13 protein-coding genes are annotated in these 16,124 nt (G+C 68.7%); 1 reads left to right on the top strand and 12 read right to left on the bottom strand.

From position 1 onward, the window contains the following. Positions 1-49: 49 nt before the first annotated feature. The 12 genes from ACFWUU_RS00810 to mraZ form a co-directional block, all read right to left on the bottom strand. Positions 50-790, bottom strand: a complete 741-nt coding sequence (locus ACFWUU_RS00810; protein WP_380171554.1) for a cell division protein FtsQ/DivIB — start codon at positions 788-790, stop codon at positions 50-52. A gap of 18 nt (positions 791-808) precedes the next feature. Further along, positions 809-2,281, bottom strand: coding sequence for a UDP-N-acetylmuramate--L-alanine ligase (gene murC / locus ACFWUU_RS00815; protein ID WP_380171556.1), 1,473 nt, complete (start codon positions 2,279-2,281; stop codon positions 809-811). After that, positions 2,278-3,366 (bottom strand): undecaprenyldiphospho-muramoylpentapeptide beta-N-acetylglucosaminyltransferase, encoded by a 1,089-nt coding sequence (gene murG / locus ACFWUU_RS00820; protein ID WP_137254533.1) that lies wholly within the window; start codon positions 3,364-3,366, stop codon positions 2,278-2,280. The genes murC and murG overlap by 4 nt, the downstream gene beginning before the upstream one ends. A gap of 22 nt (positions 3,367-3,388) precedes the next feature. After that, a complete protein-coding gene (gene ftsW / locus ACFWUU_RS00825; RefSeq protein ID WP_137254532.1) occupies positions 3,389-4,639 on the bottom strand; it encodes a putative lipid II flippase FtsW in 1,251 nt (416 codons plus the stop codon). A 15-nt stretch (positions 4,640-4,654) separates the two neighbouring features. Then, the gene (gene murD / locus ACFWUU_RS00830) at positions 4,655-6,091 is read right to left on the bottom strand and encodes a UDP-N-acetylmuramoyl-L-alanine--D-glutamate ligase (RefSeq protein ID WP_380171558.1); all 1,437 of its coding nucleotides are present in this window, start codon (positions 6,089-6,091) and stop codon (positions 4,655-4,657) included. Then, the gene (gene mraY / locus ACFWUU_RS00835; protein ID WP_137254530.1) at positions 6,088-7,170 is read right to left on the bottom strand and encodes a phospho-N-acetylmuramoyl-pentapeptide-transferase; all 1,083 of its coding nucleotides are present in this window, start codon (positions 7,168-7,170) and stop codon (positions 6,088-6,090) included. Before mraY ends, murD begins: the two co-directional genes overlap by 4 nt. Next, on the bottom strand, positions 7,167-8,558 hold the full coding sequence (gene murF, locus ACFWUU_RS00840) for a UDP-N-acetylmuramoyl-tripeptide--D-alanyl-D-alanine ligase (protein WP_380171560.1): 1,392 nt from the start codon (positions 8,556-8,558) through the stop codon (positions 7,167-7,169). The genes mraY and murF overlap by 4 nt, the downstream gene beginning before the upstream one ends. Further along, positions 8,555-10,138 carry a UDP-N-acetylmuramoyl-L-alanyl-D-glutamate--2,6-diaminopimelate ligase gene (locus ACFWUU_RS00845; RefSeq protein ID WP_380171562.1) on the bottom strand — a complete coding sequence of 528 codons (1,584 nt, stop codon included), beginning with the start codon at positions 10,136-10,138 and terminating at the stop codon, positions 8,555-8,557. Before ACFWUU_RS00845 ends, murF begins: the two co-directional genes overlap by 4 nt. Next, complete coding sequence (locus ACFWUU_RS00850) at positions 10,138-11,871, bottom strand: penicillin-binding protein 2 (protein WP_233714714.1); 1,734 nt, start codon at positions 11,869-11,871, stop codon at positions 10,138-10,140. Before ACFWUU_RS00850 ends, ACFWUU_RS00845 begins: the two co-directional genes overlap by 1 nt. 484 nt (positions 11,872-12,355) lie before the next feature. Further along, positions 12,356-12,994, bottom strand: a complete 639-nt coding sequence (locus tag ACFWUU_RS00855; RefSeq protein WP_233714713.1) for a hypothetical protein — start codon at positions 12,992-12,994, stop codon at positions 12,356-12,358. Next, positions 12,994-13,959: a 16S rRNA (cytosine(1402)-N(4))-methyltransferase RsmH gene (rsmH, locus tag ACFWUU_RS00860; protein ID WP_137254526.1), complete on the bottom strand. Its 966-nt coding sequence runs from the start codon at positions 13,957-13,959 to the stop codon at positions 12,994-12,996. The genes ACFWUU_RS00855 and rsmH overlap by 1 nt, the downstream gene beginning before the upstream one ends. A gap of 226 nt (positions 13,960-14,185) precedes the next feature. Beyond that, positions 14,186-14,617, bottom strand: coding sequence for a division/cell wall cluster transcriptional repressor MraZ (gene mraZ, locus ACFWUU_RS00865; protein WP_130446673.1), 432 nt, complete (start codon positions 14,615-14,617; stop codon positions 14,186-14,188). A 598-nt stretch (positions 14,618-15,215) separates the two neighbouring features. On the opposite strand from mraZ, the gene ACFWUU_RS00870 reads away from it, so the two are divergent. After that, on the top strand, positions 15,216-16,121 hold the full coding sequence (locus ACFWUU_RS00870) for a MoxR family ATPase (protein WP_233714799.1): 906 nt from the start codon (positions 15,216-15,218) through the stop codon (positions 16,119-16,121). Positions 16,122-16,124 lie beyond the last annotated feature (3 nt).

A 16,124-nucleotide genomic window follows, 5' to 3' on the forward strand; every position in this document is an offset into this window, starting at 1 on the left:
TCCGGGCAAAGTCCACGCGCCTCGCCGCGCATGCGCCGGATGTGACTCGTCACCGCTTTTCCCCTTTGGTGACAGGGAGATCGGGCGCCGAGACGTCGTACACCTTCGCCTGCCGCTTCATCAGCACGCTCAGTACCCCGGCCTTGCGCTCACTGTCATCGGAACTACCCCAAACGACCTTCACACCCGAGCTGAGGTTGAGCGTGATCGAGTCCGGCGACGCTGCCGAGATCGTGCCCACCTGTGCCCGCAGGGTCTCCGGAAGGGCCGCCGAAACCGTCACCACCGAGTGCACGGTGACGTCGCGCCGTACCCCGGTCACCTTCGCCTCCGGCAGTCCGGCCGGCCGATCCGGCACTGTCCGGTACGACGTACCGGTCGCGTCAACCAACTCGTACCGCGAGCCGTCGGTGACGACCACGACCGGAACCCGTTCGGTGACGACGATCACGATCTTGTTCGGCCAGGCGCGGGTCACCTGCGCGTCCGCGACCGCCGGGATCTCCCGTACCCGGTCCGCGATCGACCGCAGGTCGACCTTCGCCAGCGGGGTGCCGACCGGCGCGGCCGCGGTCTGCTCGATCGTTGCCAGCGGCACCGTGTCGGCACCGCTGATCCGGACGCCCGAGACCGCGAGCACCGAGGAGAAGTAGAACAACCAGACGATCAGCCCGGCGACGACGAGCAGTCCGCCGCCGATCGCCCAGGGCAGCCAACTCCGCCAGCGCACCAGCCGTTGCCGGCGCGCGAACCGCTGCTGTGCGCGAGCCAGATCAACGCTCTGGCTCATTCAACAAACCCCACCCAATTACTCCACCACAGGTGTGAGCGCGTCGGCCGCAGGCTCGCGGGCCGATTCGCGCACAGCGGCGCGTTCGGCCAGCAGACCAACGACTTCCGGGCCGATCAGCGTCACGTCGCCCGCGCCCAACGTGACCACCAGGTCACCCGGCTCGGCCAGGTCCGCGACCAGCTGCGGTACGGCGGACCACGACGGCTCGAACCGGACCTGGTCCGGCTTCAGCGGCACGTGGTTGGCGATCAGCGCCCCGGTGATCCCTGGCTCCGGGTCCTCGCGGGCCGCGAACACGTCCATCACCACGACCTCGTCGGCCAGCGCCAGCGACTCGGAGAACTCCTTGGCGAAGATCCGCGTCCGGCTGAACAGGTGCGGCTGGAAGCACGCGATCACGCGCCCCTCCCCCGCCACTGTGCGCGCCGCGGTCAGGTCCACGGCCAGCTCGGTCGGGTGGTGAGCGTACGAGTCGAACACCCGCACCCCGTCCTCGAGCCCCTTGAACTCGAACCGCCGCCCCGTGCCGGTGAACGCCGCCAGGCCCTCGGCCAGGTCGGCCGCGGAGAACCCGAGCCCGAGCCCGACCGTCAGCGCCGCCGAGGCGTTCAGCGCATTGTGCTTACCCGCCTGCTGCAGCTGGACCATCGGCAGCTTCCGACCGCGGTACACCGGCACGAACGACTGCGTCGCGCCGTTCGCGGTGATCTCGGTGACATGCAGATCCGCGTCCTCGGCCTCGCCGTACGTCCGTACGTCGATGCCGCGGTCCCGCGCGTACTCCGCCAGCCGCCGCGCGCCGGCGTCGTCCTGGCAGATCACCATGAAGCCCTCGGGCAGCACGCGGTCGCAGAACTCCTCGAACGCCTTGCGGTAACTGGCCTCGTCGCCGTAGTTGTCCAGGTGGTCCGGCTCGACCGACGTGACGATCGACACCTCGGGCGAGTAGGTCAGGAACGACTTGTCCGACTCGTCCGCCTCGGCGACGAACAGGTCGCCGGTGCCGTCGTGGGCGTTCGACCCGGACTCGTTCAGGTTGCCGCCGATCGCGTACGACGGGTCGGCGCCGCAGTGCTGCAGCGCGACCGTGAGCATCGACGTCGTGGTCGTCTTACCGTGCGTCCCGGCGACCGCGAGCGTACGGCGGCCGACCATCACCGAGGCGAGCGCAGCGGCCCGGGGCAGGATCGGGATCCCGGCCTCGCGGGCGGCGACCACCTCGGGGTTGGTCTCGCGGATCGCGGTCGACACCACCACGGTGTCGACGTCCTTGACGTGCTCGGCGGCGTGACCGACCCAGCAGGTCGCGCCGAGCGCCCGGAGCGCGGCAAGCACCTTGCCGTCCTTGGCGTCGGACCCGGACACCTCGATCCCGCGGGAGGCCATGATCCGGGCGATACCGGACATTCCGGCTCCGCCGATCCCTACGAAGTGCACTCTGCCCAGCTTTTCGGCAGGCAGCAGCGTGTCAGGTGCGGTGACGATCACGAAGCAGACCTCACCACATCGAGGATGATCCGCGCCAATCGCTCGTCGGCATCCGTCCGGATCACACCGGTCGCAGCTGTGGACATGGCTGTCAGACGCTCGCGGTCGTGCAGAAGTTGCGGCACGTTCGCCCGGACCCAGTCCGCGGTCATCTCGGCGTTGTCGATCAGCACACCTCCACCCACGTCCACCACGGGCTTGGCGTTCAACCGCTGCTCACCGTTACCGATCGGCAGCGGAACGTAGATCGCCGGTAGTCCGACACCGGACACCTCGGTCACCGTGTTCGCCCCCGAACGGCAGACGACCAGGTCGGCCGCGGCGTACGCGAGGTCCATCCGATCGACGTAGTTCAGCACGACGTACGGATAGCGGCCGGTCTGCGGTACCTCGAGGCTGTTCTTCGGGCCGATCGCGTGCAGGACCTGGATTCCGGCTGCCTGCAGGTCGGCGGCGGCGCCGGAGACGGCCTCGTTGATCTGTCGCGCACCCTGCGAACCGCCGGTCACGAACAGCGTCGGCGCGTCCGGGTCCAGCCCGAAGAACTGCCGCGCCTCGGCCCGCAGCGCGGCCCGGTCCAGCGTCGAGATCGCGCGCCGGATCGGCAGCCCGACGTACTCGGCGTGCGGCAGCTCGCTGCCGGGGAACGACGTCTTCACGTGCTGCGTGCAGTAGCGGGCGGCGAACTTGTTGGCGATCCCCGGCACCGCGTTGCCCTCGTGCACGACGATCGGCGTCTTCCGCCGCCAGGCGGCGACGTACGCCGGGGTGGAGACGTAGCCGCCGAACCCGACCAGGACGTCGGCCTTGGCCTCGTCGAGCGCCCGCCGGGCCGCGCTGACCGAGGCCAGCATCTTCCCCGGTACGGCGAGCAGCGCCGGCGTGGGCCTGCGAGGCAGCGGCACCGGCGGGATCAGCTCCAGCCGGTAGCCGGCCTCCGGCACGACCCGGGTCTCGAGGCCGCGCTCGGTCCCGAGGGCGAGGATCTCGACGGTCGGGTCGATCCGGCGCAGCGCGTCGGCGGTGGCGATCAGGGGTGAGGTGTGGCCGGCGCTACCGCCGCCGGCCAGAACGATGCTGGGCACAGCTTTCAACGCTCCCGCGGGTTCACTTGTGTTGCGGCGTACGCCGCGAAGGCAGCCACCCGAACCGGGGCCGCCTGGTCTCTTTCAGGGCGGCCTGCGCGCCGGGCTCGGCCTTCGCGAAGGACAGCAGCATGCCGATCGCGATCAGCGTCGGCAGCAGTGCGGAACCACCGTACGACAAAAGCGGGAGCGGGATACCCACGATGGGTAGCAGTCCGATCACGGCGCCCAGGTTGACGAGGGTCTGGGCCATGATCCAGATGGTGATCCCGGCTGCCGCATAGCGGACGAACGGTTCGGTGTTCCGGGTCGCGATCCGCACCCCGGCGTACGCCAGCGTGAGGAACAGAGCAAGTACGGTGAGCGACCCGACCAGGCCGAGCTCCTCGCCGATCACCGAGAAGATGAAGTCGGTGTGCGCCTCCGGCAGGTTGCTCCACTTCTGCCGGCTGTTGCCGATCCCGACGCCCCACCAGCCGCCGGTCGAGAGTGCGTAGAACGAGTGGTACGCCTGCCAGCCGACGCCCATGGGGTCCGAGAACGGGTCCAGGAACGACGTGACCCGCTGCATCCGGTACTTCTCCGCGTTGACGAAGTACGTCGCCACCGCGCCGACCACGACGATCGTCGCGACGAACAACCGGGTCGGTGCGCCGACGATCCAGATCATGCCGATCATCACGGCCATCAGCACCAGCGCCGTACCGAGGTCGTGCTGCCCGACGACCAGCGCGATCACCAGACCGCAGACCGGCACCATCGGGACCAGCAGATGCTTCCACTGGGTGAGCAGTTTCTCCTTGCGGGCATACAGATCCGCGCACCACATCACCATCGCCAGCTTGGCGAACTCGCTCGGCTGGATCTGCAGCGGACCGCCGAGGTTCAGCCAGTTGGTGTTGCCGTTCACGCCGACGCCGAGGCCGGGGATGTAGGTCAGTACCAGCAGGAAGATCGAGCCGAGCAACGCGACGTACGCGAGCATCCGGAAGTGCCGTGGCGTCATCCGCGAGGCGACGTACGCCATCGGCAGGCCGACCACGACCCAGATCAGCTGACGGACGAAGATCGTGTAGCTGTTCCCGTTGACGCGCAGCGACAGCACACTCGATGCCGACAGCACCATCATCAGCCCGAGCACGAGCAGCAGGCCGGTCGCGCCGAGCACGATGTGGTACGACGTCAGCGGCCGGTCGAGCACGTCCCGGATCGCCGCGACCCAGGCCCGTTCGCTGTTCTTCCTGCCCTCGGGCTGATCCGCGATCGAGGTCACGCGATCACCTCCGGGTCAGACGTCGAGCGCGCGTACGGCTTCGGTGAAGGCGTCCCCACGGGCTCCGTAGTTGGCGAACATGTCCCAGGATGCGCAGCCAGGCGCGAGCAGCACGGTGTCACCCACCTGTGCGAGCTTCGCCGCCTCCCCCACCACGATCTGCATAGCTCCAGTGTCTGTTGCCTCGACGACGATCCTCGGGACATCTGGTGCGTGTCGCTGGAGTGCTTCGACGATCACCTGCTTGTCCTGGCCCATCAGTACGACGGCACGCAACCGCGCGCGGGCCGCGATCACCAGCTCGTCGAACGTCGCACCCTTGGCCTGACCGCCGGCGATCCACACCACGTGCTCGTACGCGAGCAGCGAGGCCTGCGCCGCGTGCGGGTTGGTTGCCTTCGAGTCGTCGACATAGTTGACCCCGGCAACCTCCGCGACGTGCGCGATCCGGTGCTTGTCCGGCCGGAACCCGCGCAGCCCGTCGCGGATCGCGGTCGCCGGTACTCCGAACGCCCGTGCCAACGCGGCCGCGGCCAGCGCGTTCGCGATGTTGTGCGGCGCGGCCGGTGTGACGTCGGAGATCATCGCCAGCTCGAGCGCGGAAGATGCCCGCTGCTCGACGAACGCCCGGTCCACCAGCAGGTCGTCGACGATCCCGAGCATCGACAGTCCCGGCGTACCGAGGGTGAAGCCGATCGCGCGGCAGCCCTCGATCACGTCCGCATCCATCACCAGCTGCTCGGTCGCCTTGTCGGCGACGTTGTACACGCACGCGATCTGGCAGTTCTCGAAGATGCGGCCCTTGGCCTTGGCGTACGCGTCGAGCGAGCCGTGCCAGTCGACGTGATCGGGTGCGATGTTCAGTACGGCGGCCGAGTGCGCCGACATCGAGTGCGTGTAGTGCAACTGGTAGCTCGACAGCTCGACCGCGATCACGTCGTACGGCTCGGGGTCCATCACGGCCTCGAGCAGCGGCAGCCCGACGTTGCCCGCGGCAACGGTCCGGAGACCGGCGGCCTGCAGCATCGCGGTCAGCATCTGCACCGTCGTGGTCTTGCCGTTGGTGCCGGTGATGCACAGCCACGGCGCGGCATTCGCCGGGTCGCGCAGACGCCAGGCCAGCTCGATCTCGCTCCAGATCGGTACGTCGCGCTCGGCGGCCTGCGCGAGCAACGGTGCGTGCGGCGGTACGCCGGGAGACGTGACGACGACGTCGACGTCCTTCGGCAGCTCCGTCGTACTGCCCGGGCCGAGCGTGATCGTGGCGCCGAGCGTCTCCAGGATCACGGCCTTCTCGCGCAGCGCCTCGTTGTCGCGATCATCGAGTACGACGAGGTGCTCGGCGCCGGCCTGGATCAGCGAGTCGGCGCAGGCGTAGCCCGCCGTACCGAAGCCGAGTACGACGAACCGCGTCGTCGCCCAGCCGTCGTCGGTCCTTGTCTCGAGACTCATCCGGTCACCCATTCCGCGTAGAAGACCCCGAGACCGATCACCACACACAGGCCCTGGATGATCCAGAACCGGATCACGACGTTGACCTGTTCCCAGCCGAGCATCTCGAAGTGATGCTGCAGCGGCGCCATCCGGAAGAGCCGTTTCCCGACTCCCGCCGTACGTTTTGTCACCTTGAAGTAGCCGACCTGCAGGATCACCGACGCGGTGATGATGACGAACAGTCCGCCGAGCAGCAGCACGAGCAGCTCGGTCCGGGTCATCACCGCGAGACCGGCCAGCGCACCACCGAGTGACAGCGAACCCGTGTCACCCATGAAGATCTTGGCCGGTGACGCGTTCCACCACAGGAAGCCGAACAGCGCACCGGTCAAACAGGCTGCGACCACGGCCAAGTCGTGCGGATCTCGAACCTCGTAGCACTTGGCGCCGACGCCCTGGGCGGTCGCGCAGCTCTGGTTGAACTGCCAGATGCAGATCAGCGTGTAGGCGCCGAACACCATCATCGACGCGCCGGTGGCGAGACCGTCCAGGCCGTCGGCGAGGTTGACGCCGTTCGACATACCGGCGATCAGCAGCAGGATCCAGATGATCACCAGGATGGCCGGCAGCTCGAGCCAGCCGATGTCGCGGATGAACGAGATGAACGGCGAGGCCGGCTTCTGCCCGCGGTCGTCGGGGAACTGCAGCGCGAGCACCGCGAAGATCACCGCGACCATCGTCTGGCCGGCGAGTTTCGCCTTGCTGCGCAGGCCGAGGCTGCGCTGCCGGAAGATCTTGATGAAGTCGTCCAGGAAGCCGACCGCGCCCATCCCGGCCATCAGGAACAGGACGAGCAGCGCCGACGCGGTCGGCGCGGTCATCGTGAAGACCTTCGCCGCGAAGTACCCGACGATCGTGGCCAGGATGAACACGGTGCCGCCCATCGTCGGCGTACCGCGCTTGGTGTGGTGCGAGGTCGGTCCGTCGTCGCGGATCTCCTGACCGTAACCGCGCTTGGACAACAGGGCGATCGCCCAGCGGGTACCGATCAGCGTCAGCACCATCGCGACGGCGCCACCGAACAGGATCGAGATCACTGCAGGTCCTCCAGCAATGCGTCAGCAAGGCTGCGCAGTTTCGAGCCCTTAGAAGACTTCACCAGTACGACGTCCCCCGCGCGCAGCTCGGCCCTGAGCAGGTCGAGTGCTTCCGGGATCGTGTCGACGAATACGGACTCGTTGCCCCACGAGCCTTCCAGCGAGGCGCCGAGATGGATCGGTTTCGCGCCCTCGCCGACCACGACCAGCCGGTTCACGTCCAGCCGGACGACGAGCCGCCCGATCGCGTCGTGCTCGTCGGCGGAGGTGTCGCCGAGCTCGAGCATCTCGCCGAGCACCGCCCAGGTCCGCGCGCCGCGCGACCGGCCGATGGCGACCAGCGACTTCAGCGCCGCGCGGGTCGAATCCGGGTTGGCGTTGAACGCGTCGTTGATGATCGTCACGCCGTCCGCCCGCTCGGTCAGCTCCATCCGCGCCGCGGACACCCGGGTGGCCGCGTTCAGGCCGTGGGTGATCTGGTCCGGCGTCAGACCGATCGCGTGACCGACCGCCGCAGCAGCCAGCGCGTTCGACACGTAGTGCTCACCGATGAACTGCAGCTGCACGTCGCCGCTGAAGTTCCCGAGGTGCAGGGCGAACGCGGGCCGTCCCTCGGCGTCGAGCTTCACGCCCTCCGCGCGGATGTCGGCCTCGGCCGCCTCGCCGAAGGTCAGCACTCGAGCCTGGGTCCGGCTCCGCATCGCGGCGACCCGGTGGTCGTCGGCGTTCAGGATCGCGATGCCGTCCGCCGGGACCGCCTCGATCAGCTCGCCCTTCGCGATCGCGATGTTGTCCTGCGATCCGAACTCGCCGATGTGCGAGGTGCCGACGTTCAGCACCAGCCCGATGTCCGGGGCTGTGATCCCGGTCAGGTAGGCGATATCACCCTGGTGCCGCGTGCCCATCTCGGCGATCAGGTACTTCGTCGTCGTGGTCGCCTGCAGCGCGGTGAGCGGATGCCCGATCTCGTTGTTGAACGAGCCCTCCGGCGACACGGTCTCGCCGTACGGCCGGATGACCTGGGCGATCAGGTCCTTGGTGCTGGTCTTGCCGGAGGAACCGGTGAGGGCGATCACCTTCAGGTCCGGCAGCTTGCCGATCACGAGCCGGGCCAGATCGCCGAGCGCCCGCTGCGAGTCGTCGACGACGATGCACGGGCTCCCCTCGATCGGCCGGGTGGTCAGCGCGGCCGTGACGCCTGCCGCGGTCGCCGTACCGACGTAGTCGTGCCCGTCGACGCGCTCACCGGGCAGGGCGACGAACAGCCCGCCCGGCTCGGCGGCTCGCGAATCGATCACCACCGCGCCGTCGACGACGGCCGTGGGCTCGACGCCCACGAGCTCGCCGCGGACGGCGTCGGCGATCTCGCCGCAACTGACAGGGATCACCGGTCTGCCTCCAACAGGTCACGCACGGTTTCACGGTCGTCGAACGGGTGGATCACACCGCCGACGTCCTGGCCGGTCTCATGGCCCTTCCCGAGTACGACGACGGTGTCGCCCGGGCCGGCCAGCTCGATCGCGGCGGCGATGGCCTGCCGTCGGTCGCCGATCTCCTGCAGGTCGACGGCCGGAACCGCCTCCCGCGCACCCTGCACCGCGGCGGCCCGGATCGACGCCGGGTCTTCGCCACGCGGGTTGTCGTCGGTCACGATCACCACGTCCGCAGTACGGGCAGCGGCCGCTCCCATCGCCGGGCGCTTCCACGGGTCGCGGTCACCGCCGCAGCCGACGACGGCGAACAACCGGCCCTTGGTCGCGCCACGCGCCGCCTTCAGCGCCAGCTCGACGGCGTCCGGGGTGTGCGCGTAGTCGACGATCACGGCCAGGCCGTCCTCGCGGGTGAACAGCTCCATCCGCCCGGGCACGGTCGCCGTACGAAGACCGGCCGCGATCGCGTCGGCGGGTACGCCGGCCTGTCGCAGCATCACCGTCGCCAGCAGAGCGTTGGCGATGTTGAACTCTCCCGGAAGCGCGATCTCCAGCGTCAGCGTCTCGTCCGGTCCCTGAACGTCGAACACCGTGGTCCCGTGCTCGGACTGATGCCGGTTGGCCACGGTCCAGTCGGCGTCACCCTTGGTCGACACAGTCACCAGCGGTACGACGGTCTGTGCCGCCAGCCTGCGCCCGTACTCGTCGTCGATGGTCACCACGGCTACATCACACCGCTCCGGGGTGAACAACGAGGCCTTCGCCTGGAAGTACTCCTCGAACGTCTTGTGGAAGTCCAGATGGTCCTGCGTGAGGTTGGTGAACCCCGCGACCGCGAAGCGAGCGCCGTCGACACGTCCCAGGGCCAGCGCGTGGCTGGACACCTCCATCGCGCACCACGCGACCGCCCGCTCCCGCATCACCGCGAACAGCGCCTGCAGGTCGGTGGCCTCCGGCGTGGTCCGGACGCTCTTCACGACTTCATCGCCAACACGCGTTTGAATCGTGCCGATCAAGGCTGCCGGACCGAGCCCACGCAGTACTGCGTCCAGCAGGAAGCTGGTTGTCGTCTTGCCGTTGGTCCCCGTGACCCCGAGCAACCGCAGCTCGCTGGTCGGATCGCCGTAGACGCGGGACGCGACCGCGCCGAGGACGCTGCGCGGGTTGTCGACGACCAGCGCCGGCAGGCCGGTCGCAGCTGCACGGTCAGCGCCTGTGGGGTCGGTCAGTACGGCGACAGCGCCGGATTGCAGGGCTTTCGCGACGTACTCGGCGCCGTGCGTGACCGCACCGGGCAGAGCGGCGTACAGGTCGCCGGGGAGGACGGAGCGCGAGTCGAGGGTGACGCCGGTAACGGCTACCGGCGACTCTGCCGGAAGCTGTGTGTGGGCGACGCTCGCGAGGTCGGCGAGGCTGACCGGCACGACGTGCCGTGGCCTGATCGCTGCGACCGCGCCGCCTGCGGCGGTAGGGGTGGACACGGGCCCTGAGGCTACCGCTCCGGACCCTGTGACTCCTACCTGACCCTGCGTCACCATCACCAAGTGATCGGGACGTTGGGCTGCTTTGCTCCGGTCGGCGGGACAACGTACTTCTGCAGCGCGTAGCTCATCACGTCTCGGAACACCGGTCCTCCTTGCAGGCCACCACCCCGAACACCGTCACTCGGGTCGTGCAGTACGACGTAAGTAACGAAGCGCGGGTTGTCGGCCGGAGCAAATCCGGCAAAAGAAGTCGCCCACTTGCGGTAGCAGCTGCAGGCCGAGTCGACCTCCTGCGCCGTACCGGTCTTGCCTGCGACCAGGTAACCGTCGATCGCCGCCTGCGGCGCGGTGCCCTTCTTCGCGGTCACCGCCTCCATCATCGTGGCGACCTCCTTGGCGGCCTTCTCGCTCACCACCCGATGCGGGGCCGCGGTCTGGTTCGGGACCACGGTGCCGTTCGCGTCGACGTAGTTGCGGACCAGCTTCGGCGGCACGTAGACGCCGCCGTTGGCGACCGTGTTCACCGCGGCCGTCATCTGCACCGCGTTCACCGACAGGCCCTGGCCGAACGCGACGTTCGACCGGGTGATCTCCGGCCACTCGTCGCCGTCCATCAGCTTGCCGTTGCTCTCGCCGGGGAAGTCCAGGCCGGTCGGCTGGCCGAACCCGAAGTCGTGCAGGTACTTCACGAACTGCGGGATCCGCATCTGCTGCGCGGCCATGATCGTGCCGACGTTCGACGACTTCGCGACCACGCCGGCGATGGTCAGGTTCATCGGGCCGTGGTCCCAGTGGTCCTTGATCGTGCGCCGCTGGACCTCGATGCTGCCGGGCACCCGGAGCTTGGTGTTCAGGTCGATCAGGCCGGCGTCGGCGAGGGCGGCCATCGTCGCCACCTTCTGCACGCTGCCGGGCTCGTAGGTGCGCTCCAGCGCGGGGTTGTTCAGGTCGCTGGGCTTGTACGGCTTGTTCGGGTCGAAGGTCGGATAGTTCGCCATCGCCATGACCTCGCCGGACTTCACGTCCATCACGATCACGGTGCCGGAGCTGGCCTTGTACTGCTTGACCGCCTGCTCGATCCGCTTCTCCGCGAAGAACTGCAGATCGGTGTCCAGGGTCAGCTGTACGCCGACGCCGGGCTTGGGCTCCTCGACCGTGTGGTTCGCGTTCGGGATCTTGTTGCCCTTGGTGTCGACCTCGTACATCGCGCGGCCGTCGTGGCCGGAGAGCTTGTCGTTCAGGCCGTACTCGAGCCCGGACAGTCCCTTGCCGTCGGCACCGGTCACGCCGACCACGGTCGCGGCGATGCTGCCGTTCGGGTGGCTGCGGATCGGGTCGTCCTCGGTGTACAGGCCGGCGAGGAGCGGGGCGGCCTGGTCCTGCGGTTTGCCCTTGTTCTGTTGGGCGATGGTCGCGTTCGCGGTCTTGATCTCGGCCTGGATCGCGCTCCACGTCGTCGGCGGGACCTGGTGGGCGAGGTACGCGAACCGGCCCTTGCCTGTCATCGCGGCGACCAGCTTGCCGTACGTCGTACCCGTGACCTTCGGGGCGAGGATCGAGGCGAGCTGCTGCGCGACGGGCTTCGTCTGTGTGGGGTCGGCGGTGATCGCTACTGCGTCCTCGGAGACCGCCAGCTCGACGCCGTTGCGGTCGGTGATGGCGCCGCGGGTCGCGTGCAGGATGAACGGCTTGGTGTTCTCCCGCGTCGCCGCCTGGGCGTAGCTGTCCGGGTCCACCCCCTGCAGCAGCACCAGCCGCCCGGCGAACAGCGACAACACAAACGCCATCACCCCGAACGTAACCCGCAACCGCACCGCCGGCCGCCCCAACCGCAACATCCGAGGCGCCTTCCGCACCTTCCGCTGCCTAGGCCGAGGCTGAGGCCGATTCTGCGGCGGCCGCTTCCTAGCAGGAGCCTTCTTAGCCGTCGCTTTCTTGGCCGCTGCTTTCTTCGCCGGGGCCTTCCGCTCCGCCCCGTCCGGCCGACGGCGCGGCACCGGCCGGCCGACGGCCGCCTTCTTGCGCGGGGCCGCACCCTCGGGAGCTGGGCGGCGTCGCCCCTCACTCGAAGGCCGACGCGCAGCGCCGCTCTCCTCCTGGGCTTGACGGAGCAGTCTTTCGCGGGTGGATTCGGGGCGGGGTGGGGTGGTTCGGGCACTGTCTGTAGTGGAGGGACGACGGGGTTGAGCCTTGCGGGGCGGGTTGTTGGTCCGGCCCGGTGTTGCGCCGCGTTTGCGTGGCGGCTCGTTTCCCCGTCGATCCGTCATCCGATCATCCCCGTGTGGTCGTAGCAGGCTTCTTCGTCGTGACCGGCGGCTTGGTCGTCCCGGTCGGCGGCTTCGTCGTACCCGTCGGAGGCTTGGTGGTGCCGGTCGGAGGCTTGGTGGTCCCGGTCGGCGGCTTCACCGGCGTGGTCGGCTTCACCGGCGTCTTCGTCGTCGGCTTCACCACGGGCGGCTTGGTAGCAGTGCCGGTCGGAGTGCCCGGGCCGAACATCGCCGTACCGGTCCCGGCCTTGCCCTCCGCCGGCACACCCAGCACCCGGCCGTCGGACAGCCGCAGGAACACCGGGTTCGGGTTCGGCACCATGCCCATCCGCAATGCGCGGTCGGACAGGTTCTGCGGCGACTCCAGCGTGCGGACCTGCTTCTCCAGCAATTCCTGCTGATCCCGCAGCTGATCCGCCTGGCTGCTCAGCTTGGTGACCTCGAACGTCCCGCTCTGCAGCTGCGTGTTCAGCAGCAACAGCCCGACCAGTCCAGCGGCCAGTAGCGACACCACGAAGATGACGAACGGCATCCGCGGCGGCCGGAACGGCGCGCCGTACACCACTCGCAGCCGCGGCTCGGACCGCTTCTTCGCAGGGACCGGCGTCACCCGCGCCTTCTGCGGGCTGAAGACAGTACTCATCAGGCCACCAGTCCCTTCTCCCGGATTCGTGTCGCCGCCCGCACCCGGGCGGACGCCGCGCGCGGGTTCGCCGCGACCTCTTCCTCGGTCGGGCGCTCGGCGCCGCGGGTCAGCAGTTTCAGATACGGCTCATGCCCGGCCGGGATCACCGGCAGGTCGTCAGGTACGTCGGTCTTCGTCCCGGCCGCGAACGCCTGCTTGGTGATCCGGTCCTCGAGCGAGTGGTAGCTCATCACCACGATCCGCCCGTGCAACGCCAGCGCCTGCAGCGCGGCGGGCAACGCACGACGCAGTACGTCGAGCTCGCCGTTCACCTCGATCCGCAGCGCCTGGAACGTCCGCTTCGCCGGATGTCCCCCGGTACGCCGGGCCGCCTGCGGGATCGCGTTCCGCACCAGCTCGGACAGCCGGGCGCTGTTCGTGAACGGCTCGGTCTCGCGCTCCCGCACGATCCGGTCCGCGATCCGGCGGGCGAACTTCTCCTCGCCGTACTGGAACAGGATCCGGGCCAGGTCGGCCGCGCTGTAGGTGTTGACGATGTCGGCCGCCGTGGTCGGGCCGGTCGAGTCCATCCGCATGTCCAGCGGCGCGTCCTGCGCGTACGCGAACCCGCGGTCCGCCTCGTCCAGCTGCATCGACGAGACACCGAGGTCGAACAGGATCCCGTCGATCGCCGGCACGCCGAGATCCGCGAGCGCCCGCGGCAGCTCGTCGTACACCGCGTGCACGAGCGTGATCCGGTCCTCGTACGGCGCGAGTCGCTCGCCGGCCAGCTCCAATGCGGCCGGGTCCCGGTCGAAGCCGATCAGCCGTACGTCTGGGAACTGCCGCAGGAACGCCTCGGAATGCCCACCGAGGCCGAGAGTGGCGTCGACGAAGACAGCGCCGGGATGCGCGAGTGCCGGCGCCAGCAGCGCGACCACGCGCTCCAGCATCACCGGCACATGCCGCTCCGCAGCGTTCATCCTCGACCCTTCCCGTCACACCCGTGCATCGTGGGAGCGACCCTGCCCCCGCAGGTCTTGTGTGGTACGTAGACAGCACCGTCCGGTCAGATCGCGGGTACGCCTCCCGGGGAAGTACCTGCTGGTCTTGGCGCCGGGGAAGTGGCGCCAACACTGCAGGTCGGAAGTCGGACCCGTGATCTCACCGGACGGTCGGTGTGTCCTCGCACTCTGTTCAGCTGTGCCTCTAGAAGATGCCTGGCAGCACTTCCTCGGAGAGGTCGGCGAACGCCTGCTCCTGCTCCGCGGAGTACCGGTTCCAGTTCTCCGTGTTCCAGATCTCCACCCGGTTCATCGCCCCGATGACGACGCAGTCGCGATCCAGTGACGCGTAATCGCGCAGCATCGGTGGGATGGTGACCCGGCCCTGCTTGTCCGGCATCTCGTTCGAAGCGCCGGCGAACAACATCCGTAGGTAGTCCCGCGCACCCTTGTTGGTGATCGGAGCCTGCTTCAACTGCTCGGTCAGCTGGACGAACTCACGCTCCGGCCACACGGACAGCGATCGCTCCTGCCCACGTGTGATCACCAGACCGTCGGCCAGCTCGTCGCGGAACTTCGCCGGCAGGAACAGCCGGCCCTTGTCGTCGAGCTTGGGGAAGTGAGTTCCGAGGAACACGCTCCACCTCCCCGTTGCGGACTCTCCGACTCAGGCGAGTGTTTCCACCACTTCAGTTCCACTGCGCTCCACCTTACTCCACTTTCCACCACCGTCAACCAACTTCCGCCCCATTCCGCCCCGGCGCCGCGTGAATCCGCGCCTCGATTCCCGCGTGTCGCTGCCGGCTCAACCGTTTCGCCCTCCCCATCGCTCCACTTCCTTCCTCCACTTCGCTCCACCGGGTTCCTCCACCCCGCTCCACACGTCGCTCCACCGGGTCCGCGATGAACCATTCCGGCCCGATCTGCGTGAACCTTCCGGGCGATCGGAACGTCGTACGCCGCACGCACTGCTTTTGCCGCCCGTACGCTTGGAGGGACGTCAGCTCTGCACAAGACAGACCGACCCGCCGTGAGGGCGTGCGCCGATGAACACCGAAACGCCAGGTAACGAAACCCCCGCCGCTCTAGGCCCGACCCCTACAGCGGGTGAGAATGTGTCGGCAGTCAACGAATGGGGAGGACACAGAGTGAGCACCACCGCGACCAGCTCGCCGCTGGCAGGAGCCGGGGACTTCGACGAGCTGTCCGAGGTGGCGGGCCGCGTCCGCCGGGCCATGGAGCAGGTGATCGAGGGCAAACCCGACGTGGTCGAGGTCGCCATCACCGTGCTGCTGGCCGAGGGACATCTGCTGATCGAGGACGTGCCGGGCGTCGGCAAGACGATGCTGGCGAAGGCGCTGGCGAAGTCGATCGACTGCACCGTGCGCCGGATCCAGTTCACGCCGGACCTGCTGCCGTCGGACATCACCGGCGTCTCCGTCTTCAACCAGGAGATCCGCGACTTCGAGTTCAAGCCCGGCGCGGTGTTCGCGAACATCGTCGTCGGCGACGAGATCAACCGTGCCTCGCCGAAGACCCAGGCCGCGTTGCTGGAGTCGATGGAGGAGCGCCAGGTCACCGTCGACACCACGACGTACCACCTGGACGCGCCGTTCATGGTCATCGCGACGCAGAACCCGATCGAGATGGAAGGCACCTACCCGCTCCCCGAGGCGCAACGTGACCGGTTCATGGCCCGCGTCTCGATGGGCTACCCGGAGCCGGCCGCCGAGCTGCGGATGCTCGACGGGCACGCGGCGGACGACCCGCTGCTGAGCCTGCAACCCGTCACCGACGGTCAGCAGATCCTCCGGCTGGTGAAGACGGTGCAGTCCGTGCACGTGTCCGAAGGCGTGAAGGAGTACGCCGTCGCCCTGGTCGGCGCGACCCGGCGGTCGCAGGAGCTCCGCCTCGGCGCCAGCCCGCGGTCGACGCTGCACCTGATCCGGGCGGCGCGTGCGGCGGCAGCGCTCGACGCACGTGAGTTCGTACTGCCGGACGACATCCAGGAGCTCGCGGTGCCGGTCCTCGCGCACCGGGTGCTTCCAGCGGCTGAGGCGCATCTCGGTGGGCGCGGTGCAGCCGACATCATCTCCGGGTTGGTGTCCAGCGTGGCCCTCCCCCGCACCCGCCGGGACTGAGAC

The sequence above is a fragment of the Kribbella sp. NPDC058693 genome (assembly GCF_042715335.1).
Classification (GTDB): Bacteria; Actinomycetota; Actinomycetes; order Propionibacteriales; family Kribbellaceae; genus Kribbella; species Kribbella jiaozuonensis.

Bases quoted from the DNA above. Each gene is read 5' to 3' on its own strand.
- ACFWUU_RS00850 (WP_233714714.1), bottom strand. From the start codon at position 11,871: ATGGCGTTTGTGTTGTCGCTGTTCGCCGGGCGGCTGGTGCTGCTGCAG.
- rsmH (WP_137254526.1), bottom strand. From the start codon at position 13,959: ATGAACGCTGCGGAGCGGCATGTGCCGGTGATGCTGGAGCGCGTGGTC.
- ACFWUU_RS00810 (WP_380171554.1), bottom strand. From the start codon at position 790: ATGAGCCAGAGCGTTGATCTGGCTCGCGCACAGCAGCGGTTCGCGCGC.
- ACFWUU_RS00845 (WP_380171562.1), bottom strand. From the start codon at position 10,138: ATGGTGACGCAGGGTCAGGTAGGAGTCACAGGGTCCGGAGCGGTAGCC.
- murD (WP_380171558.1), bottom strand. From the start codon at position 6,091: ATGAGTCTCGAGACAAGGACCGACGACGGCTGGGCGACGACGCGGTTC.
- ACFWUU_RS00855 (WP_233714713.1), bottom strand. From the start codon at position 12,994: ATGAGTACTGTCTTCAGCCCGCAGAAGGCGCGGGTGACGCCGGTCCCT.
- ACFWUU_RS00870 (WP_233714799.1), top strand. From the start codon at position 15,216: ATGGAGCAGGTGATCGAGGGCAAACCCGACGTGGTCGAGGTCGCCATC.